The 22,035-nt window shown below is 34.7% G+C and carries 16 protein-coding genes and 1 other annotated feature; of the genes, 13 read left to right on the top strand and 3 right to left on the bottom strand.

Annotated elements, in window-relative coordinates; genetic code table 11:
- Nucleotides 1-6: 6 nt before the first annotated feature.
- Nucleotides 7-1,308, bottom strand: coding sequence for an NCS2 family permease (locus BR52_RS06640; RefSeq protein WP_034570620.1), 1,302 nt, complete (start codon nt 1,306-1,308; stop codon nt 7-9).
- Nucleotides 1,309-1,815: 507 nt separating this feature from the next.
- On the opposite strand from BR52_RS06640, the gene arcA reads away from it, so the two are divergent.
- The 6 genes from arcA to BR52_RS06610 all read left to right on the top strand — a co-directional run bounded on the left by arcA (nt 1,816) and on the right by BR52_RS06610 (nt 8,255).
- Nucleotides 1,816-3,054 (top strand): arginine deiminase, encoded by a 1,239-nt coding sequence (gene arcA / locus BR52_RS06635; RefSeq protein ID WP_034570618.1) that lies wholly within the window; start codon nt 1,816-1,818, stop codon nt 3,052-3,054.
- Between the two features lie 30 nt (nt 3,055-3,084).
- A complete protein-coding gene (gene argF / locus BR52_RS06630; RefSeq protein WP_034570615.1) occupies nt 3,085-4,101 on the top strand; it encodes an ornithine carbamoyltransferase in 1,017 nt (338 codons plus the stop codon).
- Nucleotides 4,102-4,220: 119 nt separating this feature from the next.
- Nucleotides 4,221-5,663: an arginine-ornithine antiporter gene (gene arcD, locus BR52_RS06625; RefSeq protein WP_034570611.1), complete on the top strand. Its 1,443-nt coding sequence runs from the start codon at nt 4,221-4,223 to the stop codon at nt 5,661-5,663.
- Between the two features lie 26 nt (nt 5,664-5,689).
- The gene (gene arcC, locus BR52_RS06620; protein ID WP_034570609.1) at nt 5,690-6,634 is read left to right on the top strand and encodes a carbamate kinase; all 945 of its coding nucleotides are present in this window, start codon (nt 5,690-5,692) and stop codon (nt 6,632-6,634) included.
- 280 nt (nt 6,635-6,914) lie between these two features.
- Nucleotides 6,915-7,616 carry a Crp/Fnr family transcriptional regulator gene (locus tag BR52_RS06615; RefSeq protein ID WP_051915652.1) on the top strand — a complete coding sequence of 234 codons (702 nt, stop codon included), beginning with the start codon at nt 6,915-6,917 and terminating at the stop codon, nt 7,614-7,616.
- A 177-nt stretch (nt 7,617-7,793) separates the two neighbouring features.
- Entirely contained in the window at nt 7,794-8,255 is a 462-nt protein-coding gene (locus BR52_RS06610; protein WP_034570607.1) for a hypothetical protein, read from the top strand.
- 49 nt (nt 8,256-8,304) lie between these two features.
- On the opposite strand, the gene argS is transcribed toward BR52_RS06610, so the two are convergent.
- A complete protein-coding gene (gene argS, locus BR52_RS06605; protein ID WP_034570606.1) occupies nt 8,305-9,996 on the bottom strand; it encodes an arginine--tRNA ligase in 1,692 nt (563 codons plus the stop codon).
- 85 nt (nt 9,997-10,081) lie between these two features.
- Nucleotides 10,082-10,304: a binding site (T-box leader), on the bottom strand.
- Nucleotides 10,305-10,473: 169 nt separating this feature from the next.
- Between argS and argR the strand changes: the two genes are divergently transcribed.
- The 3 genes from argR (at nt 10,474) to BR52_RS06590 (ending at nt 13,450) form a co-directional block, all read left to right on the top strand.
- Nucleotides 10,474-10,929, top strand: coding sequence for an arginine repressor (gene argR / locus BR52_RS06600; protein WP_034570604.1), 456 nt, complete (start codon nt 10,474-10,476; stop codon nt 10,927-10,929).
- 45 nt (nt 10,930-10,974) lie between these two features.
- Nucleotides 10,975-12,510 carry a phosphohexomutase domain-containing protein gene (locus BR52_RS06595; RefSeq protein WP_034570602.1) on the top strand — a complete coding sequence of 512 codons (1,536 nt, stop codon included), beginning with the start codon at nt 10,975-10,977 and terminating at the stop codon, nt 12,508-12,510.
- A gap of 79 nt (nt 12,511-12,589) precedes the next feature.
- On the top strand, nt 12,590-13,450 hold the full coding sequence (locus BR52_RS06590; protein WP_034570600.1) for an aldo/keto reductase: 861 nt from the start codon (nt 12,590-12,592) through the stop codon (nt 13,448-13,450).
- Between the two features lie 45 nt (nt 13,451-13,495).
- Here BR52_RS06590 and BR52_RS06585 read toward each other — a convergent pair whose 3' ends face one another.
- Nucleotides 13,496-14,833 (bottom strand): hemolysin family protein, encoded by a 1,338-nt coding sequence (locus tag BR52_RS06585; protein ID WP_236707193.1) that lies wholly within the window; start codon nt 14,831-14,833, stop codon nt 13,496-13,498.
- A 450-nt stretch (nt 14,834-15,283) separates the two neighbouring features.
- Here BR52_RS06585 and BR52_RS06580 point away from each other — a divergent pair, with 450 nt between their 5' ends.
- The 4 genes from BR52_RS06580 (at nt 15,284) to BR52_RS06565 (ending at nt 22,023) form a co-directional block, all read left to right on the top strand.
- Nucleotides 15,284-17,410 carry a PBP1A family penicillin-binding protein gene (locus tag BR52_RS06580; RefSeq protein ID WP_034570598.1) on the top strand — a complete coding sequence of 709 codons (2,127 nt, stop codon included), beginning with the start codon at nt 15,284-15,286 and terminating at the stop codon, nt 17,408-17,410.
- A gap of 101 nt (nt 17,411-17,511) precedes the next feature.
- Entirely contained in the window at nt 17,512-17,859 is a 348-nt protein-coding gene (locus BR52_RS06575; RefSeq protein ID WP_034570596.1) for a YlbF/YmcA family competence regulator, read from the top strand.
- A 125-nt stretch (nt 17,860-17,984) separates the two neighbouring features.
- On the top strand, nt 17,985-19,226 hold the full coding sequence (locus BR52_RS06570) for a metallophosphoesterase family protein (RefSeq protein ID WP_034570594.1): 1,242 nt from the start codon (nt 17,985-17,987) through the stop codon (nt 19,224-19,226).
- On the top strand, nt 19,216-22,023 hold the full coding sequence (locus BR52_RS06565; protein WP_034570592.1) for an ATP-binding protein: 2,808 nt from the start codon (nt 19,216-19,218) through the stop codon (nt 22,021-22,023). Before BR52_RS06570 ends, BR52_RS06565 begins: the two co-directional genes overlap by 11 nt.
- Nucleotides 22,024-22,035: the final 12 nt, after the last annotated feature.

Raw genomic sequence — 22,035 nt, 5'->3', positions numbered from 1 at the left:
TTGTTTTTAATGTCCTCCTAAAAAGAACAGTTGAATGAAGAATAAAACAGCAAAGGCATAAACTAAAGGATGAACAGATTTAGCTTCCCCTTTAATTGCTTTCGTAATTGGATACGTGATAAATCCTAAAGCCAACCCAGTTGCAATACTGTTTGTTAACGGCATTGTTAAGATCACAATAAATGCAGGAAAGGCTTCAGATAAATCTTCCCAGTCAATTTCAGCAGCACTTGCCATCATCATTGAACCAACAATCACTAATGCTGGAGATGTAATTGCAGAAACACTTGAAATCGCACTAACAACAGGAAAGAAGAAACTTGAGATAGCAAACATAGCAGCAACTGTTAAAGCTGTTAAACCTGTACGTCCACCTGCAGCAACTCCAGTACCTGATTCAATATAAGCACTTGTTGGGCTTGTTCCAAAAATAGAACCAACAGTTGTACCAATTGCATCCGCAAGTAAGGCTTGTTTCGCATTTTCTAAATTGCCGTCTTTCATTAAACCAGCTTTTTTTGTAACACCAATCATAGTACCGGTTGTATCAAAAATGGTAATCAATAAGAAAGATAAAACCGCTCCATATAGCCCATTTGCAATGACATTTTTAAATGGTGTGATTGGATCTGTAATCATTAATTGATGACCAAAATTTGGTAAAGCCATAAATCCGTCAAAATGAATTTGACCAGTGAAGAAACTGATAATTGCAATCACAATCATACTGATAAATAAAGAACCTTTTACATTTAAAATCATTAAAACAACACTTAGTAAAATACCAATTAACGTTAAGATAACTCCGATACTTTGTAGATCACCTAGTTTAACAAGATTACTCTCATCTCCAACAATCACGCCAGATAAACGTAAACCTACAAAAGCAATAAACAACCCAATACCAGCTGTAATTGCTGATTTTAACGTTTCTGGAATAGCGATAATCAGTTTTTCTCTTAAAGAAGTAAAGGATAATAGTAAGAAAATAATACCAGCCAAGAAGACTGATGAAAAAGCAACACGGTAATCAACCCCACTAGCAACAACCGTTACAAAGTAAGCATTCATTCCTAATCCTGGAGCAATTGCAATAGGATAATTTGCGCATAAGGCCATCCAACCTGTACCGACAATAGCGGAAAGGATAGTTGCCATAAAGACTTGATTAAATGGGACACCTGCCGAACTTAAAATAACTGGATTCACCACAATGATATAGGCCATTGTTAAAAAAGTTGTTAACCCAGCGATAATTTCTGTTTGAATCGTAGTACCGTGTTCTTCCAAACGAAAGAATTTAGACATGAAGAAAATCCTCCTAAAAACGAATATTTAATAATTACATGTTTAATGATATTCGCTTTGAAGGCTAAATGCAAGACTATTTAATGGTTTTCTTAAAAAAAAAGCTTTTTTTACGAATGAAACCCTTACATTCCGAACGTTAAGATTTTAGTGCTGGATTTTCGATAAAAGAACTAGAAATTTAATTAGAATTTTATCGTTTATTTTAAAGAAAAGAAGCAATAAGATAGATTCTACTTAAATAAAAGCTGGAATTACTTAGTTTTTAATGGGATTTTAATAAATTTAAAAAAAATGTGGAAAAAACTCTCTAATAAAAAATGTATAAAATCTAAAATATACAGTATAAAGTAATCGTTTTCAAATTGGTATACGATTTAAAGAATAAATATAGATTTGCCTGATAAAATGAGAAATCCTTCTCATTTGGTATGCCAAAACCATCAAATAGACTAGAAAATAAAGGGGTATATTAAGGGTGTAGCAAGGATAAATTATTAGGAGGTAATGGAAATGACTCACCCCATTCATGTGTTTTCTGAAATTGGTAAACTGAAGACAGTTATGCTTCACAGACCGGGAAAAGAATTAGAAAATTTAGTACCTGATTATTTAGAAAGATTATTGTTCGATGATATCCCTTATCTAGAGCAAGCACAAATCGAACATGATAATTTTGCACAAGTCCTAAGAGACAACGATGTTGAAGTCGTTTACTTGGAAGACTTAGCAGCAGAATCTTTAACTAGTCAAGAGTTACGGGAACAATTTGTTGATGAATATTTAAATGAAGCTTCTATTAAAGGATCAAGAAGAAAAGAACAATTACGTCAACTATTATTATCTATTAAAGACAACAAAGAATTAATTGAAAAAACAATGGCAGGTGTTCAAAAAGCAGAACTTCCTGAATTAGGCGCTAAAAACTTATCAGACATGGTAGATTCAGATTACCCATTTGCAATCGATCCAATGCCAAATCTTTACTTTACGCGGGACCCATTTGCAACTATGGGAAATGGTGTTTCATTAAATCATATGTACTCAGTAACTAGAAATCGTGAAACACTTTATGGGAAATACATTTTTATGTATCATCCAAGATTTAAAGATGCAGATGTACCAATGACGTATGACCGCAGTGAAACAACTCGTATTGAAGGCGGAGATGAATTAGTTCTTTCAAAAGATGTGATGGCTGTTGGGATATCTCAAAGAACCGACGCTGCTTCAATTGAAAAATTAGCAAAAAATATCTTTGCTAAAAAATTAGGCTTTAAAAAAGTCTTAGCCTTTTCAATTGCGAATAATCGTAAATTTATGCATTTGGATACTGTTTTTACAATGGTCGATTATGATAAATTCTCCATCCACCCAGAAATTGAAGGAGACTTAACCGTCTACTCTATTACTGAAGGCGATAATGGGAAATTGACTATTACAGCTGAAAAAGGTGCTTTAGAAGAAATTTTAGCAAACAATTTGAATGTAGAAAAAGTAACCTTGATTCGTTGTGGTGGTGGCAATATTACTGCAGCAGCTCGTGAACAATGGAATGATGGCTCTAACACTTTAGCAATCGCTCCAGGTGAAGTAGTCGTTTATGATCGTAATACTGTGACGAACAAAAAACTAGAAGAAGCAGGAATTAAACTACACGTTATTCCAGGAAGCGAGTTAGTTCGTGGTCGTGGGGGTCCTCGTTGTATGAGTATGCCTTTAGTTCGTGAAGATTTACCAAAATAATTAGTATCTATTTATTAGGAGGAAAATAAAATGACAGAACAAGTATTTCAAGGACGTAGTTTATTAGCAGAAAAAGATTTTACCCGTGCAGAATTAGAATATTTAGTTGATTTTTCCGCACATTTAAAAGATTTGAAAAAACGTGGCATTCCTCATCACTATTTAGAAGGAAAAAACATTGCGTTGCTATTTGAAAAAACCTCTACTCGTACACGTTCAGCATTTACAACAGCTTCTATCGACTTAGGAGCACATCCTGAATATTTAGGTAAAAATGATATTCAGTTAGGTAAAAAAGAATCTGTTGAAGATACCGCAAAAGTATTAGGCAGCATGTTTGATGGAATTGAATTCCGTGGCTTTAGTCAAAAAGTTGTCGAAGGCTTAGCAGAGTTTTCAGGTGTTCCTGTTTGGAATGGTTTAACAGATGAATGGCATCCAACACAAATGATTGCCGATTTCTTAACAGTAAAAGAAAATTTAGGCCGTCTTGAAGGTGTGAATTTAGTTTATGTAGGTGATGGACGTAACAATATGGCGAATAGCTTATTAGTAACAGGGGCAATTCTTGGGGTAAATGTTCGTATTTGTACACCTAAATCACTTTTCACAGACCAAAAAATCGTCGATATGGCGGAAGGCTTTGCTAAAGAGTCTGGTGCAAAATTAGTGATCTCTGACGATGTTGCTGAAACAGTTAAAGGTGCAGATGTCTTGTACACAGACGTTTGGGTTTCAATGGGCGAAGAGGATAAATTTGCAGAACGTATTGAATTATTAACTCCTTACCAAATCAATATGGATATGGTGAAGAAAACAGGTAATGAAGACTTAATTATTTTACATTGTTTACCAGCTTTCCATGATGCAGAAACAGAATACGGTCAAGATGTTAAAGAAAAATTTGGCATTACAGCAATGGAAATAACAGATGAAGTATTCCGTAGCAAATATGGTCGTCAATTTGAACAAGCTGAAAACCGTATGCATTCAATCAAAGCAATAATGGCAGCAACTCTTGGAAATTTATTTATCCCTCGAGTTTAATCATCAGTGTTTTAAAATACTGAAGAAAAAAGCATGAGGATGTTTTGTAGTCCTCGTGCTTTTCTTCTTTTCAAGTATAAAAAAGTAGTGTAGTGGATTTATTTAAGGAGGAAAATATGATGGAAGAGCAACAAACACAAGAAAAAAAATTAGGTCTTATTCCCTTAGTCGCTCTCGTTGTCGGCTCAATCGTTGGCGGTGGCGTCTTTAATTTAATGACGGACATGGCAAAAGAAGCATCGTTAGGCGGCATTATTATTGGGTGGTTAGTTGCTGGATTTGGAATGGCAATGTTAGCTTTTTCTTTCCAAAACTTAACTGCTAAACGTCCTGATTTAGATGCAGGGATTTATAGTTACGCTCGTGAAGGTTTTGGTAAATACATGGGCTTTAATGCTGCATGGGGCTATTGGCTAGCAGCTTGGCTTGGAAACGTAGCGTATGGAACACTTTTATTTAGCGCAGTAGGGTATTTTTTCTCTATTTTTGGCGATGGTCAAAATTTAGCATCTGTAATCGGTGCATCCGTTATGTTGTGGTTGGTTCATGCTTTGATTTTAAAAGGTGTCGAAACAGCTTCAATTATTAATACCGTTGTAACAATTGCTAAAATGATTCCACTTGCAATCTTCTTTGTTACAATGATTATTGCATTTAAATTAGACGTTTTCACAACAGATTTCTGGGGAACAGTCTCAGGTCATTTTGAATTAGGCAGTGTGATGGGACAAGTTCGAGGAACGATGCTTGTGACGGTTTGGGTATTTACAGGGATCGAAGGTGCAGTGGTTTTCTCTGGGCGTGCGAAAAAGAAATCTGATATTGGGAAAGCAACGATTCTAGGCTTAATCACAGTTATTGCAATCTATTTATTAACAACCGTTTTATCTTTAGCCGTTATGACACGTCCTGAATTAGCAGAATTAAAACAACCAGCAATGGCTTATCTATTAGAAAGTGTGGTAGGTAAATGGGGTGCTGTGTTAATCAATGTAGGGGTTATTGTATCTGTTCTAGGAGCATGGCTTGCATGGACCATGTTTGCAGCAGAGTTGCCATTCCAAGCAGCAAAACAAGGCAGCTTCCCTAAATTATTTGCAAAAGAAAATAAAAATGGCGCACCGATCAATTCATTAATTTTCACAAATGTACTCATCCAAATTTTCTTATTTACATTTTTAATCAGCTCGGCAGCGTATAAATTTGCTTTTTCATTAGCATCCTCTGCGATCTTGATTCCTTATGTATTTACTGGATTTTATCAATTGAAATATTCTCTTCAAGAAAAAATAGGGACACCAAGAAGAACACAAAATATTACCATAGGGATTTTAGCAAGTATTTATGGCGTCTGGTTAGTATATGCGGGTGGAATTGACTTCTTCTTGCTTACCATGCTTTTATTTGCTCCTGGTATCTTTATCTACGCATGGGTCCAAAAAGAAAACAAAGAAAAAATATTTACAAAAGGAGAATGGATTTGTGCAGGCGTGATTGTCCTCCTTTTCCTATTCTGTATTTACCAAATTGCAACAGGTGCCATCGATGTAACGAACTTATAAAATTTATACTGAGAGGATGAATTAGAATGACAAAACGTAAAGTTGTAGTAGCTCTTGGAGGAAATGCGATTCTTTCTACAGATGCTAGTGCTAAAGCGCAACAAGAAGCCTTACACCAAACAGCAGAATATTTAGTACAGTTTATTGAAAAAGGAGACGATTTAATTGTCTCTCATGGAAATGGTCCTCAAGTTGGGAATCTCTTATTGCAACAAGCTGCTGCGAATAGTGAAAAAAATCCAGCAATGCCTCTAGATACATGTGTAGCTATGACAGAAGGAAGTATTGGTTATTGGATGCAAAACGCGTTAAATAGTGCATTACTAAAACGACATATTGATAAAGATGTCGTGGCCTTAGTAACTCAAGTCATTGTTGATGAAAAAGATCCTGCCTTTGCAAACCCAACAAAACCGATTGGTCCATTTTTAACAGAAGAAGAAGCAAAAGTTGAAATGCAAGCAAGCGGTGCAACTTTTAAAGAAGATGCAGGACGAGGCTGGCGTAAAGTTGTCGCTTCACCAAAACCAATCAGCATTAAAGAATATCGTGTTGTCAATCATCTTGTCGAAAGTGGAGTTTTAACGATTTCAGTAGGTGGAGGAGGTATTCCAGTTATTGAAAAAGAGGCTGAACTTGTTGGAGTAGAAGCGGTTATTGATAAAGATTTTGCTTCTCAAAAACTAGCTGAACTGGTTAAAGCAGATTTGTTAATTATATTAACAGGTGTTGACAATGTTTATGTGAACTACAATCAACCGGATCAAAAAAAATTAGAAGAAGTAACGGTGACAGAATTAAAAGAGTACATTGCGGACAATCAATTTGCACCAGGTAGCATGTTGCCAAAAGTAGAAGCAGCCATCAGCTTTGTTGAAAATTATCCTCAAGGGAAGGCTATTATTACTTCTTTAGAAAATATTGGGGCTGTTTTAGAAGGAGACGCGGGAACGATAGTTGTTGCAAAATAGTGAAAGTTAAATGAGAGAAAAAGGGTATCATTTCTCTTTTATACATTCATTATGTATAATGTGTTTGTAAGGTTGGTTCACTTCTTTAAATCTTATTAAATCAAAGAATTTCTGTCGGATTTTCCTTTATTGCTACAGAGGAGGATTCGACAGATTAATGTGTTTATACATTTTTAGGGAAGATGCGTGAACCGGTTTGGTTTCTCCCATTTTTCTTAAATACCTTCTTAAGAGTCAGTGAAAAGTTCAAAAAATTTTTTACCTTTGGGAGTTGAGAATCGTGGAGAAAATCGAGAATTATATCAATCAAGTTCATGAACTTCGTAACACAGAAGTATTTGCTGGTTTTTCTGATTTAGAATTTGAAGAATTACAAAGCAATCTCTATATGCGACATTATAAAAAAGGACAAATTTTGTTTGATGAGGGCGACCAAAGAGAGCGGATCTATTTTCTGAAAAAAGGATTGGTTCGCTTAGAAAGATATGACGCTAGTGCTACATTCAGCTATTTTGACTATGTTAAAACAGAACGGCTATTTCCCTATGGTGGCATGTTTACCGATAAGGAGTATCATTATTCTGCATATGCTGTTACCGATATCGACTTGTATTACATTCCGATGCAAGTATTTGAGAAAGTTGTTTTACAAAACAAAGAGCAAATGATTTATATTTGTACAAGATTGTCTAAATTATTATTAAATCACGAAGTTCGCCTGCAAAACTGTGTGACATCTAGTGCGACGGACCGTGTGATTCAAACAATCGGGATTTTAATGGATAAACTTGGAGAGCCAATTACGCCAGAATTGATTGAGATTCCCTATCCGATTACGTTAAAAGAATTGGCCAGTTTAAGCGGTACGACGAGAGAGACTGTGGGTCATACTATGAAGAAGCTGAAAGAAGAAAAAAAAATCGAGTATCATCATAAAATTTTTGTTTTTCTAGACAGCGATTACTTTAAAGATCATTTATAAGAAAAAATCAATGAATTGATTTTTTCTTATTTTTTTGGTTTAAATTCCAATTTGTAGTAAAAAAAGTCAGATTAGTTCTAAAAAAAATGGATTGCGTTGCAAGTTGTAAATAAATCTTTTTATTTTTTTAAAATATAATATATAGTTATATTATCAAAAGGAGAGAGGATGATATAAGTGAAAAAAAATCTATTACTAAGTGTACTTTTTATGGCTATTTTAAGCGTTGGAGGGTTATTCGTTAACAATCAAGCAACAAAAGCAGCGGCAATTGTGGAGGACTTCAACTTTGAGACATCTACTCCAAATTTAGCGAAGTATCATTTAGTTGATATGTGGTCAAGTAAAGTCGAATTTAAAGGCAATCGCTTAACGGTTACAGATGGAAGAGTTGGCAATACAGTTGAATTACCCATCAATCATAAGTACAAAGTTACTTTGAAAAAAGCACAAGGAAAGTTAACTATTTTTGGAGGACTCTTGGATGTGAAAAGTTTTGATTTAGCAAACCAAGACACAGTTGACTATAGTTTCGTCTTACAAAAAGGATCAATTGAAGGACCAAAAACAGCTAAAATTAGCTTTGGCTCATACGGAACGTCATCATTTAGCGGCTATACAATCGAACAATTGAATTAATAAGAAAAAACTGGCAGATTCGTATTTATCGAATCTGCCAGTTTTTTTATTACATTTCGTCAGGTGCTTCTACGCCAAGCAAACGTAAATCTTCTTTTAAAATAGTTGCAACTGCTTGAACTAAAGCTAAACGTGCTGGTTTTTCAGCATCATCAGCAAGAACTTTGCTATTTGCATAATATTTGTTGAAGGCTTGTGCCAAGTGAATCGCGTGTTTAGCAATTACAGATGGTTCAAATTTTTCATATGCTCTTGAAATGGTGTCTGGATATTCTTGTAATAATTTTACAACTTCCCAGCTGTAGCTATCTGATAAAGCAAGTGGGGCAGTTAAGTCTATTTCAACATTAGCTTTACGTAAAATACTCATTGCACGAGCTCTAGTGTATTGAACGTAAGGCCCTGTTTCTCCCTCAAAACGTACAACTTCTTCAATAGTAAAGTCAAAGTTGTTTAAACGATCATTTTTAAGATCGTGGAAGACAACCGCTCCAATCCCAACTTGATCAGCTACTTTTTCTTTGTCTTTTAAATCTGGATTTTTAGCAGAAATTTGTTCGTTAGCAGAAGCAACAGCTTCGTTTAATACTTCTTCTAATAGAACAATTTTCCCTTTACGAGTAGATAATTTTTTACCACCTTGCGTGATTAAACCAAACGGAATGTGGTGCATATCTTCTGCCCAATCAAAGCCAGCTTCTTTTAAAACAGCTTTTAATTGTTTGAAATGATTGCTTTGTTCATTTCCTACTACATACAATGATTTGGCAAAGTTGTAATTGCGTTTACGATAAAGGGCAGCAGCAAGGTCACGAGTGATGTAAAGAGTTGCACCATCAGACTTGCGAATTAAGGCAGGATTTAAGTTGTATTTTTCTAAATCTACAATCGTTGCGCCACGATCAACGCTTAAAATATTTTTTTCTTCTAAAATAGAGACAACTTCTTCCATTTTATCGTTGTAGAAGGCTTCTCCGTTAAATGAATCAAATGTAATACCTAACATATCATAGATATGATTGAATTCAGTTAGGGATTCTTCTCTAAACCAAGTCCACAATGCAACCGCTTCTTCATCATTGTCCTCTAGTTTTTTAAACCAAGCACGAGCTTCGTCATCTAATTCAGGTTGAGTTTCAGCAACTTCGTGGAATTTTACATATAAACGCAATAATTCATTGATTGGTTCAGCTTTAACTTTTTCCTCAGAACCCCAGAGTTTGTAGGCAACAATTAATTTCCCAAATTGAGTCCCCCAGTCGCCAAGGTGATTAATTTTAATGGGTTTAAATCCAACTTTGCGTACAATTTCAGCGATGGAATTCCCAATTACTGTTGAACGCAAGTGACCCATTGAAATAGGTTTTGCAATATTAGGAGAAGACATATCGATTGGAATACTTTCACCATGTCCAATTTGTTGGTCGCCGTAGTGAGCACCTTCTTCAAGGACTGTTTTTAAAATAGTGTCACTTACGATTTCTTTATTTAAAAAGAAATTTAAGTAAGGTCCAACAACCTCTACTTTAGCAATAATTGGATTGCTGATTTTTTCACCTAAGTCTGTTGCAATTTGTTGTGGTGCTTTACGGAAAACTTTGGCCAATGAAAAAGTTGGGAACGCAACGTCACCATGATCCACTGATTTTGGTTTTTCTAACAAGGTATAAATTTCTTCAGTTGTTAAAGTGTCGCCAATTTGATCTTGTAACGTTTCAGCGATAATTAATTTGTAATCCATGTTAAATTCCTCCTAATGTGTCTATTTATCAATCAATTTTGGAAAAAAGAGCATAAAAAAAACGCCCAATTTTGACTTATGTCAAAAAAGAGACGAGGTATTATCCCGCGGTACCACTCTAATTGTTTATACCATAAAGGCACAAACCGCTTGTTTACTGATAACGGATAACAAATCCGAATAATTCTACTCTAATTTCAAATTATTTTTTCCAAAGTGCGCTTCCTTTTTTGCTTCGTTATTGGCTTTCACTGTCCCAACTCGCTAAAAACTCCCTAAAAAAGTACTCTCTTCTTCAACAAAAGTGATATGAACTTGCTATCAGTATAACAAATAACCCGTCGGAATTCTATCATTATCTTACTAAAATATGTTATTTTTGACTATTTAATGAAAAGTTAGTGGGAAATAAAAGCAGAATGAGCTTTGTTTTGGTATAATAAAAAAGGAGAGAAAATAAAGGAGGGGTTTATCATTATGAAAAAATCAAGCCGACAAATGATTATTAAACAAATTATTAACAACCATGCGATTTCAACACAAGAAGAATTGCTTCATTATTTAAAAGAAGAAGGTGTAGAAGCTACTCAAGCGACGATTTCAAGAGACATCAAAGAGATGAATTTAGTTAAAACCAACTCTGCAAATGGAAATGTTAAATACACGATTTTCCAACATAATAAAATGTCAGAAGAAGAAAAATTGGAGCAAACGATTGGAGAAGTGGTAATCAAATTAACAAGAGTTGAATTTATGACAATCGTTATGACCATCCCTGGAAATGCCCATGTGATTGCAGCATTATTAGATGCCATTGATTTTCCTGAAATGGTAGGAACCGTTGGCGGGAACGATACCGTTTTGATTATTTCAAAAGATCAAGAAGATGCTAAAAAGTTATACGATTATTTTAGTAAATGGACTTCTTTTTAAGAGAAGTTGTTAAAAAAGCTCAATTGCTAAGGAGGACATCTATCTATGAATGAATCAACAATTCCTGTATTAACCGAATTACAAAACGGTTCTGATGTAAGAGGGGTCGCTTTGGAGACCCCTAACCAAGTTGTTACATTAACGAATGATCGAATTGAACGAATAGCCTATGGGTTTGCTTTTTGGCTAAAGGAAGTTAAAAAGTTAGCCGTGGATGACCCGCATTATCCGCTAAGAATTGCAGTGGGACACGACAGTCGCTTGTCTAGTGAACGAATTAAAAGCGCTTTAATTGAAGGGCTAGTTAATGCTAATTTTGAAGTTATTGATGTTGGACTGGCAACGACACCAGCCATGTTTATGGCAACTCAATATATTGAATATGATTGTGATGCAGCGATTATGATTACCGCAAGCCATTTACCCTTTCAGTACAATGGATTGAAGTTTTTTACAAAAGATGGAGGAGCAGAGCACGAAGATATTCAGTTTATGTTAGAACACGCGGATTGGAGCTATGTCTATTGGGGAAATATGTCAGGCTCAGTAGTACCTCGTTATTTGTTAAAAGATTATGCAGCAGATTTAGTTGATAAAATTCGTCAAGGGATTAACGATCCAGAGCATTACAACGAACCTTTAAAAGGACGACATATTGTTGTAGATGCAGGAAATGGCGCAGGTGGATTTTTTGCAACCGCTGTCTTAGAGCCGTTAGGAGCCACAACTTCTGGCAGCCAATATTTAGAACCAGATGGTCATTTTCCTAATCATGTGCCTAATCCAGATAACAAAGAAGCAATGAAGAGTATTCAAACCGCTGTTTTAACGAATCGTGCAGATTTAGGCATTATTTTTGATACGGATGTTGATCGTTCTGCGATCGTTTCCAGTAATGGCGAACCAATCAATCGAAACAACTTAATTGGACTGATTTCAGCTATCTTAATTGAAGAAAACCCGGGAACGACGATTGTAACAAATTCAGCAACTTCAGAACATTTAAAAACGTTTATTGAAGCATTAGGTGGTAGACAAAACCGTTATATCACAGGTTACCGTAATGTAATCAATAAAGGCATAGCCTTGAATAAAGAAGGCATTCCAACAAGTCTTGCGATTGAAACAAGTGGACATGCTGCCCTGAAAGAGAATTATTTTTTAGATGATGGGGCCTTTTTGATTGCGAAGTTATTAATTGCAGATGCAAAATTAAAAAAAGTTGGAAAAACGCTAAGTGATTTAATCAGCAATTTAAAACAACCTGTCGAGACTGAGGAAGTTCGCTTTAAAATTGAAGGCGAAGATGTTGCTTTAATTGGTGCGAATGTTCTGGAGGATTTTCGTGATTTTATTCGAGAAACGCCAGACTTAACAATAGAACCGCAAAATTTTGAAGGTGTCCGAGTGAACACGACTGGCGTTTTTGGCGAAGGTTGGTTTATTTTACGTCTCAGTTTGCATGAACCGCTACTTGTTCTGACAATGGAAAATGATGAACTGGGAGCTATTGCTAGATTAAAAGAAGTCTTAAAAACTTTTTTCAACGGTCAATCTGATTTAGATGCTTCTTTTTTGTAAGTTTCAATCTTTTACGTTAAACTAAGAGAATAAGATAGTCGACGTGCTATCTAATGAACCCAAAGGAGTGAAGAATTTAATGGAAAAAGCATTAACTCAAAGTATTACGCTTGCAAATGGTGTTAAGATTCCTCAGCTAGGCTTAGGAGTATTTCTTGTAAAAGAAGAAAATGAATTGATTCAAGCAGTGATGACGGCTGTTTTAGATGGTTATCGCCATGTAGATACAGCAATGATATATGGAAATGAACAATATGTTGGGGAAGCCTTAAAAGGCTTAGAAATTCCAAGAGAAGAAATTTTCATTACATCAAAAGTTTGGAATTACGACCATGGATATGAAGAAACAAAAGCAGCTTTTCAAGCGAGTATTGACCGACTAGGTGTAGATTATCTTGATTTATATTTAATTCATTGGGCGTCACCTCATTACATTGAAACTTGGAAAGCAATGGAAGAGCTGTACAATGAAGGGAAAATTAAAGCAATCGGGGTTTCTAATTTCCAAATTCATCATCTTGAAGATTTGATGGCTCATTCAACGATCACGCCAATGATTAATCAAATTGAAACACACCCTGAGTTTCCACAAAACGAACTACATGACTTTATGAAAAAACACGGGATTGTCCATGAAGCATGGGGCCCGCTAGGTCAAGGGAAAAATGATTTATTAAACAATCCAGTCCTAGTAAAATTGGGAGAAAAATACAATAAAACAGCGGCACAAATTATTTTACGTTGGCACCTTGAACGCGGTGTTGTGGTGATTCCAAAATCAGTGACGCCACATCGTATTCGTGAAAATGCAGCTATTTTTGATTTCTCATTAACAAAAGAAGATATGGCAGAAATTGCTACATTAAATACCGGCACTCGTTATGCTAAAGATCCTGATGACGAAGCATTCTTACTAGAATCTTCTATTAGACCAAATTAAAAAGAGAGCATCTTGAACGAGTTTGTTCAAGATGCTCTCTTTTATTTACGCTTCAGTAGATTCTACTTCAACTTCGGTTAAAGGTTCTTCTAATTCTTTATGGCTAATTTCAATCGTTTCAATCGTACTTTTAGCAGATTTGATAACGGTAAATACATAGTCTCCACTGACTAAAGAGTCGCCTTCTTGAATGTCATATTTTTCATTCATCATCCAGCCACCAATCGTGTCCACATTATCTTCTTCAATTGAAAGCCCGAATAATTCGTTGATCTCATCAATTAACATTCTTCCACTCACAATGTAGTGATGATCGTCAATTTTTCTAATTTCAGCTTCTTCTGAAGTTTCATAATCGTCATTGATATCGCCAACAATTTCTTCTACGATATCTTCAATCGAAATCATCCCACTTGTGCCCCCGTACTCATCAACTAGAATAGCGACTTGATTTCGTTCTTTCTGCATTTTAACTAAAATTTCTTTAATCGGAATCGTTTCAATAACAGAAATAACAGGACGGACATACTTATTAATATTAAATTTTTCAGAAATACCAGCTTCTACGTAATTGACATAGGCTGCGAAAATTTCTTTTGTATTAATGACGCCAATCACAGAATCCTTATCGCCATTTTCAATTACAGGATAGCGAGTGTAACGTTCTGTTCGAACTAACTCACTGATTTCTTTCAAGGACATTTCCGTTGAAACAGTAACCATTTCAGTTCTGGGAACCATAATTTCTCGACTCATTCGATTGTCAAAAGCAAATACATTTTCAACAAATTGATACTCATCGCGATTGATTTCACCACTTTTTAAGCTTTCGCTCATGATAATTCGCAATTCTTCTTCAGAAACACTTTCATCTGATTCACTAACACTTTTCAAGCCAAATGAACGAGAAATTCCATTAGCTACGCCATTTAAAACAAAGACAATCGGGTACATTAAACGATACCAAACTTGTAATGGACGAGCAATTAATAAACCAATTTTTTCAGTTTTATTGATGGCAAAGTTTTTTGGGACGAGCTCTCCAACAATCACTTGAACAAAAGTTAAAAGTGAAAAAGAAACGATGATCGACAAAATACTCGAAACCGAGGAAGGCATATCGATAGTGCTAAATAGAGTATCAAATAACTTTTTAAATGTAGGGTCACCTAACCAACCTAAGGCAAGAGACGTGATAGTGACGCCTAATTGTGTTGCGGATAAATACGTGTCTAAATGTTTTGTCATTTTTTTTAATAAAATCGCATTTTTGTTGCCATTTTCAATTAAAAAATCCAGTCTTGTTGGACGGATCCGAACTAAGACAAATTCAGACATTACAAATAAAGCTGCAATGGCTAAAATAATAAAAAATATGATCATACCGGTACCTACTGACAAATGTGCGTTCACGTTTTGTAAAAAAACGTAAACTCCACCTCCTTGATGTTATAATAGTAATGAATGATTTCTTTTTAAGTAGTTAAGACAACCAAAAAGAGCAAATAAGCGCACCATTGGTGGTTTTAAAAGACTAAAAGAAGCAAATAGATGAAATGTAGTTAGTTTTTCTGTCCCAAGGGGCTCACCTCACTTTTCTAGTTTAAATTAGGAAAGAGCAAAATTTGCAAGAAACTTAAGAAACTCTTTAATCTAATTTTACTCCGTTACGATAGAATTATAAAGTAAAATCTAAAAAATACCAACAGTTAGCTTAAAAAGTGCTATCCAACTTGAGATGTATTTATAATTGAAGAGATGTTTGGTAGAATAAGAAAGAGTTTAAAATCGAACAAGAATACTAAATTTAGAACATATAAAGGATGAACAAACATGAATGAACCGACTTTTTTTGAAAAGTTAAAACAGGGTTTAGCAGTTTTTTGGAAATGGCTAAAACCCTATCTAATTAAAATCCATCATACAAGAAAACGTATTTGGAAAAAATACCATATTCATAAAATATTTTTGTTGGCATTATTAGTTGTAGTATTAGTAACGAGCATTTATTTGCTTTATTTAGCGAAGTCAGCGAATGTAGAATCCTTAAAAGCAGGTTTAGAGCAGACTACTAAAGTTTATGATGAAAAAGGGGAAGAAGCAGGAAGCCTCTATGCTCAAAAAGGCAGTTTCGTTACGTTAGATAAGATTGCACCTGCAATTCAAGATGCTGTTATTTCAACAGAAGACAAACGATTTTATCAACATGGCGGATTTGATGTGCGAGGAATTGCTAGAGCAGCTGTTGGGTATGTAGTAAATCGAGGAAACGTTGTGGGTGGGGGAAGTACCTTGACGCAACAATTGGCAAAAAATGCTTTCTTATCTCAAAATCAAACATTGACTAGAAAAGCACAAGAACTTTTTTTAGCTGTTGAAATTGAAAAAAAATACAGCAAACAAGATATTCTAGAAATGTATTTAAATAATGCCTACTTTGGAAATGGTGTGTGGGGTGTGGAAGATGCTGCTCAAAAATATTACGGCAAACATGCTTCTGAAATCACAACAACTGAAGCAGCTTCAATTGCGGCTATTTTAAAATCACCAAGTTACTACAATCCAATTGATCATATGGATCATTCAATTGAACGTCGAAATTTGATTTTAGACCTAATGGCAGACAATCAAAAAATAACTAAAGAAGAAGCAACAGAAGCTAAAAATTTACCATTATTATTGGAAGATACTTACAATCCCACTGATGGTTATCGCTATAAATATTACTTTGATGCAGTGATTGATGAAGCAGTTAACAAGTATGATCTAAAAGAAGAAGACATTATGAACAAAGGGTATAAAATATACACCGCTTTAAATCAAGACTATCAGCAAAAAATGGAGTTAACCTATCAAAATAACAACTTGTTCCAATATTCAGCAGATGGGACACTTGTTCAAAGTGGTTCAGTTGCAATGAATCCTAAAAATGGTGGTGTTTATGCGTTAGTTGGAGGTCGAGGAGAACATGTCTTTAGAGGGTACAACCGGGCAACTCAAATTCGTGTACAGCCAGGTTCGATCATGAAACCATTAGCTGTATACACACCGGCTTTGGAATCAGGGTATAAAATAGATTCTATGTTAAAAGACGAGAAAGATTCTTATGGATCTGACCATTATACACCGCAAAATTACAACGACGTTTATTTAGGGGAGGTTCCAATGTATCAAGCCGTAGCCAACAGTATCAACGCACCTGCAGTCTGGTTACTAGATGAAATCGGCGTAGACAAAGGCTATAATAAGGTAGAAAAATTTGGGATTCCGTTAACTGAAGATGACCGCTACCTAGGGTTAGCGTTAGGAGGACTTACAAAAGGAGTCTCACCTCTTCAAATGGCCAGCGCTTATACAACCTTTGCAAATGAAGGCAAGCGCGCAGACGGCCATTTAATCACTAAAATTGTAGATGCAACAGGAGCGGTAGTCGTTGACAATCAAGACCCTAAAATGACAACTGTGACAACCCCAGAAGTTGCTAAAGATATGACGAGTATGTTGATGGGTGTTTTTAACGATGGGACAGGACAAAATGCCTTGCCAAATGGTTACACAATTGCCGGCAAAACAGGAAGCACCGAATTAACCTTTGGTGAAAAAAATGGAACAAAAGATCAATGGATCGTAGGGTATACTCCTGATATCGTTCTTTCAACATGGATTGGATACGATAAAACAGATGAAGAACATTACTTGCAAGGATTAAGTGAAGAGGGCGTTGCACCACTGTTTAGATCAGAGATGGCCAATATTTTACCTCTGACTCCACTGACTAAGTTTAATACTGAAAGTGCTCAAAATATAGTAACCGAAGAAAACAAAGGTTCTGTTGATAAATGGAAAGATGAGTTTGATAAAGGAGCAAAATATTGGGGCGATAAATTTAAAGAAGGATCTTCTTACCTTAAAGAAAAGTCGGGAAATCTGTTTAATAAATTTAAAGAAAAGCTAAACTAAAAATTTCATGAAAAAACGTTTTATAATAGATTAAATAGGTCAGAAATGTTATAGTTAATAGGAGAAAAATAAACAATTTCATTTAGAGGAGTGTTCAATCAATGAGCAATAATATTTACGACACAGCAAACCAACTTGAAAAAGATTTAAGAGAAACAGATGCATATGTAGCTTTAAAAGCGGCTTATGATGCAGTCAAAGCAAATCCAGAAGCAAACGAAATGTTTCAAGAATTTCAAGGAATCCAAGTGAAATTACAACAAAAACAAATGTCTGGTGAAGAGATTCTAGAAGAAGAAATTAAAGAAGCTCAAGAAATGGCTATGAAAACTGGAGAAAATGAAACAATCAAAAACTTAATGGAAGCAGAACAAAAATTAAGCTTATTGATTGACGATATTAACCGTATTATCATGTCTCCAATCCAAGAATTATATCAAGGTCAATAATCAATTGGAAGATTCACTATTGCGTCAGTGATAGTGAATCTTTTTTAAAAGAAAAACGAACACCTGTTTATTTTTCCAGTGCATTCTGTTAAAATAAAACAATCATTTAAGAAAGGGTGAATCAAGTGGTTCAATTTATACATGGTGCTGACTTGCATTTAGATAGCCCTTTTATTGGGTTAAAAACATTGCCTGATTTTTTGTGGGAAAAAATATACCAATCCACCTTTACTGCATTAACAAATTTAGTAAATCATGCCATTGATAAAAAAGTTGATTTTGTAATGCTGGCAGGCGATATTTATGATAGTGACGATCGAAGCGTCAAAGCACAAGCCTTTTTAAAGACAGAAATGGAACGATTAAACCAAGCTGAGATCCCAGTTTTTATTTGTCATGGGAATCATGATTACATAGAAAATAGTGGGTTACATTTAAAGATGCCAGAAAATGTTGAATTGTTTAGTGAAACAGTCGAAACGAAATGGTTGACGACAAAAAATGGAGAACGCATAGCAGTGAGTAGTTTCAGTTACAACAGTAGATGGATGACGAAACGCATGATTACAGAATATCCTAAAAAGCATGAGACGGCAGATTTTCATATTGGAATGTTACATGGTTTTTCAGAAGGATTGGAAACAAGTCACGGACACTATGCACCTTTTACAATCAACGAGTTAAAGAGCAAAGGGTACGATTACTGGGCATTAGGACATATTCATACAAGACAAGTATTAGAAATACAACCACCAATCCTGTACGCTGGGAATACGCAAGGCAGAAGTAGTAAAGAAACTGGCATCAAAGGGTGTGAATTAGTCACACTAACATTAGGGGATTCATCAATTGAAACACTAGAAACTCAGGATATCCAATGGGAAACGTTAGAAATATCATTAGCTAAACGGTCAACATTGGATGACGTGTATCGGAAAATCAAAGAGACAATTGAAATAAAAGAAGGCAGTCAAAAAAATTATTTATTAACCATTGAGTTGGTGGATACAAAAGACTTATTGCCAAACGTCTTAAAGAAAATAATCCAAGGAGAGTTGCTAGAAGCCTTGCAACAAATTTCAGCTACAGAGCCTTTTATATGGGTAAATCAACTAAAAATACAAAAAAGAGCGACAGAAGATACCACTGAAAAAATGTTTATTATGGAAGAGTGGCTTCATGGGATTGAAGAATTGTCGAAAGAGAACCAATTTAATCAATCCACCAATAGCTTATTTGATTTTGCGTTAATTGAAGATTTATTGGAATCAAGAGATGAGGATTATCGTTCTAGAATTATGAAGCAAAGTTTAACGGAAATTAGTACAGAATTAGTGAATGAAAGCAGGGATAACCATGAAAATTAAAGAAATTACGATTTATGGTTATGGAAAATGGGTAGATCAACCATTTGATTCTCTAACAGATTTGCAGATTTTTTATGGAAAAAACGAAGCTGGAAAATCAACGTTAATGGCCTTTATTCATAGTATATTATTTGGTTTTCCTGCTAAACAAAGTTCTGAATTACGCTATGAACCCAGAAAAGGCAGTCGCTATGGTGGTCGTTTGCGGATTGTCACAAGACAATATGGTGAACTTGATATTGAACGAATTAAAGGTAAAGGAAACGGCAAACTTACGTTGACTAAAGCAGATGGAAGTAAACTACCAGAAACAGTTTTAAATGAATTGGTAAGCGGCATCGATAAAGCGACGTATCAAGCCTTATTTTCCTTTAATTTGTTAGAATTACAAAAAATCAGTCAACTAAATCAAGAAAAATTAAATCGCTATTTTTTAAGTATAGGAACGATGGGAAATGAACGCTATTTAAAAATTGCTGACCGCTTTAAGCAAGAAGCCAGTAAGCTTTACAAGCAAACTGGAAGAGTACCTGAGATCAATAAAAAAATAGTTGAAATTAGAAAAAAAGAAAAACAGCTCAAAACAGTAAAGGCACAAAATAATCAGTATAATCAACTAGTCAATCAAAAACTAGAATTAGAACAAAGCATCAATCAACTAAGAACAAAACAGCAAGCAATTGAAACCCATCTTGAAAAATTAAATGAATTAACGAATAACTGGCAATATTTTGTAGAAATGAAAGCTATTCAAAAACAAATTAGCGAAGCCCAATTAAAGAAATTACCTGAAGATGGACTTTATCAGTTGCAACATTTTAACCAAGAATTGCAGCAAATCAAAAATGAACTGATAAAAAAAGAAGAGCAGCTAAGTTCGTTAACAAAGCAATTAGCTCCTTCCAAAGAGCTAGACTTTTATGAAACGCATAATGAAAATCTAACTAAACTGTTAGAAACGATTCCAACTATAGAAGCATATTTAGTAAAAGAGCAGCAAGCGAACCAGAAAAATGAACAACTTTTCCAGCAAATTCAACAAGAATATCGTTATTTAAACTTAGCTATAGACACTCCTATCCCACTTAAACTAAGTAACGAGCAATTAGAAAAACTAAGAGAATTACAAGTACGACAAGATTTTTATACAAAAGAGCAACAATCATTATCCGAAAAGTATCAACAGTTAAACTTTGAAAACAATGCTTTAAATCAGCAACTAGATCAAGTGGAGCGACTACTATGGGAAAATCAACAATTTCAACAAGTAGAAGAATTTTATTCTGTCAATAAAATCCAACGTCAAAAAAATCAGTCCACAAAGCCCACATTCGCTACTATTTTCATGCAATTAGCGGGTTTTGTTTCAATAGGACTTGGGTTTGTCACTAGTCGTTTTTTTATCTTATTCGGTCTAGCTTTAATCGCTTTCAGTGGGTATCGAGTTCTTTCGCTAAAAGAAAAAAAGAAAAAAAGCACACTAGATGCACCAGCTTATTCATATGAGGAATTTATTCGTCAACAAGAACTTCGAAAACAGTGGCGAGAACTACTTGCAAAATCAGATGAGGTAACGATTTCAGTAAATCAAGTCACCCATAAACTTGAAGAAATGACGGTTGGAAAACAAGGGATTCTTTTGGAAATCAATCAAGTACAATCAGAATGGCAGTTGCCAAAACAGTATGCAATTACTGATTTTTTATCAGAATCTGATCCGTTTGAGTTAATTCGACAATTAAAAAATGAATTTACAGAAAATCAACGGATAATACAAGTAATCAATGATCAGTTTCAAGTGTGGTTAAAGAAAGCTGAATTTCTTAAATCCGTTGTTGTAGCAGATTGGAATCATGTATCAGCTGTTCTGATTGGAATTAAGCATCTAGTAAAAGCAATCGAAGGAGAACTTGAACATCAAAATAAGGTAAAAGCATCCATTGAAGAATTGAATCAAGAAAAATCAGATTGGTTGAAGAAGAACAAAATCTACCAAAAAAAAAGAATTGATTTATTTCAACTTGTTTATGTACAAGATGAAGAGTCTTTTCGTAAGAAGTTTTTGTTAAACGATCAATTAAAAAGTAAAAAAGCCAGAGTCACGTTATTAGAAAATCAAATTGCAATAAACCAAGAATTACTTGAAACGTTTAGAGATGAACAAGAATTACAAGATGCGATTCAAGAACAAAAACAAGAGCTATCCCAACAAAAAATAAAGATTGAAGAAATGATTAATCAAAAAATTCAATGTGAAGTTGCACTGAAAAATTTAGAAGAAGGCGGACAGTATTCTGTATTGTTGCAAGAATTTGCCAATTTAAAATCAGAACTACAAGATTTAGTAGATAAATGGAGTAGTTACCAAATTGCAGCTGATTTAATTGAACGATCTTTAACCTATGCAAAAAAAGACCGTCTCCCTCAAACGCTTCAAGATGCAACAACGTATTTTAAATTGTTAACAAATGAAAATTACCATCGTATTCTTTTAAGTGAAAATCAAATTCAAGTCCAGCATCACGAAGGCCTCATTTTTGATGTCAGTGAATTAAGTCAAGGAACAGCCGAGCAACTTTATATTGCGTTGCGTTTTGCATTTATTAAGAATGCAGCTGATTTAATTCAAATGCCCATTTTGATTGATGACGGTTTTGTTAATTTTGATTTTGACCGTCAAGAACAGATGTTGAAGCTGATTGTGAAAATGAGTGAGAGCAATCAGGTTCTTTATTTCACATGTGATAAAAAAATTCAAGATGTATTCCCTAAAGAACAGGTGAAAGTGTTACAATAGAGGTAACGAACT

Origin of the sequence: Carnobacterium divergens DSM 20623, from assembly GCF_000744255.1 — a bacterium.
GTDB lineage: Bacteria > Bacillota > Bacilli > Lactobacillales > Carnobacteriaceae > Carnobacterium > Carnobacterium divergens.
Note: the sequence above shows the minus strand (reverse complement) of the source record. Positions and strands in the feature narration are given on the sequence as shown.

Excerpts from the sequence above, each read along its gene's own strand:
- BR52_RS06640 (WP_034570620.1), bottom strand. The coding sequence starts at position 1,308 with ATGTCTAAATTCTTTCGTTTGGAAGAACACGGTACTACGATTCAAACA.
- arcA (WP_034570618.1), top strand. The coding sequence starts at position 1,816 with ATGGAAATGACTCACCCCATTCATGTGTTTTCTGAAATTGGTAAACTG.
- argF (WP_034570615.1), top strand. The coding sequence starts at position 3,085 with ATGACAGAACAAGTATTTCAAGGACGTAGTTTATTAGCAGAAAAAGAT.
- arcD (WP_034570611.1), top strand. The coding sequence starts at position 4,221 with ATGGAAGAGCAACAAACACAAGAAAAAAAATTAGGTCTTATTCCCTTA.
- arcC (WP_034570609.1), top strand. The coding sequence starts at position 5,690 with ATGACAAAACGTAAAGTTGTAGTAGCTCTTGGAGGAAATGCGATTCTT.
- argS (WP_034570606.1), bottom strand. The coding sequence starts at position 9,996 with ATGGATTACAAATTAATTATCGCTGAAACGTTACAAGATCAAATTGGC.
- argR (WP_034570604.1), top strand. The coding sequence starts at position 10,474 with ATGAAAAAATCAAGCCGACAAATGATTATTAAACAAATTATTAACAAC.
- BR52_RS06595 (WP_034570602.1), top strand. The coding sequence starts at position 10,975 with ATGAATGAATCAACAATTCCTGTATTAACCGAATTACAAAACGGTTCT.
- BR52_RS06590 (WP_034570600.1), top strand. The coding sequence starts at position 12,590 with ATGGAAAAAGCATTAACTCAAAGTATTACGCTTGCAAATGGTGTTAAG.
- BR52_RS06585 (WP_236707193.1), bottom strand. The coding sequence starts at position 14,833 with ATGATCATATTTTTTATTATTTTAGCCATTGCAGCTTTATTTGTAATG.
- BR52_RS06580 (WP_034570598.1), top strand. The coding sequence starts at position 15,284 with ATGAATGAACCGACTTTTTTTGAAAAGTTAAAACAGGGTTTAGCAGTT.
- BR52_RS06575 (WP_034570596.1), top strand. The coding sequence starts at position 17,512 with ATGAGCAATAATATTTACGACACAGCAAACCAACTTGAAAAAGATTTA.
- BR52_RS06565 (WP_034570592.1), top strand. The coding sequence starts at position 19,216 with ATGAAAATTAAAGAAATTACGATTTATGGTTATGGAAAATGGGTAGAT.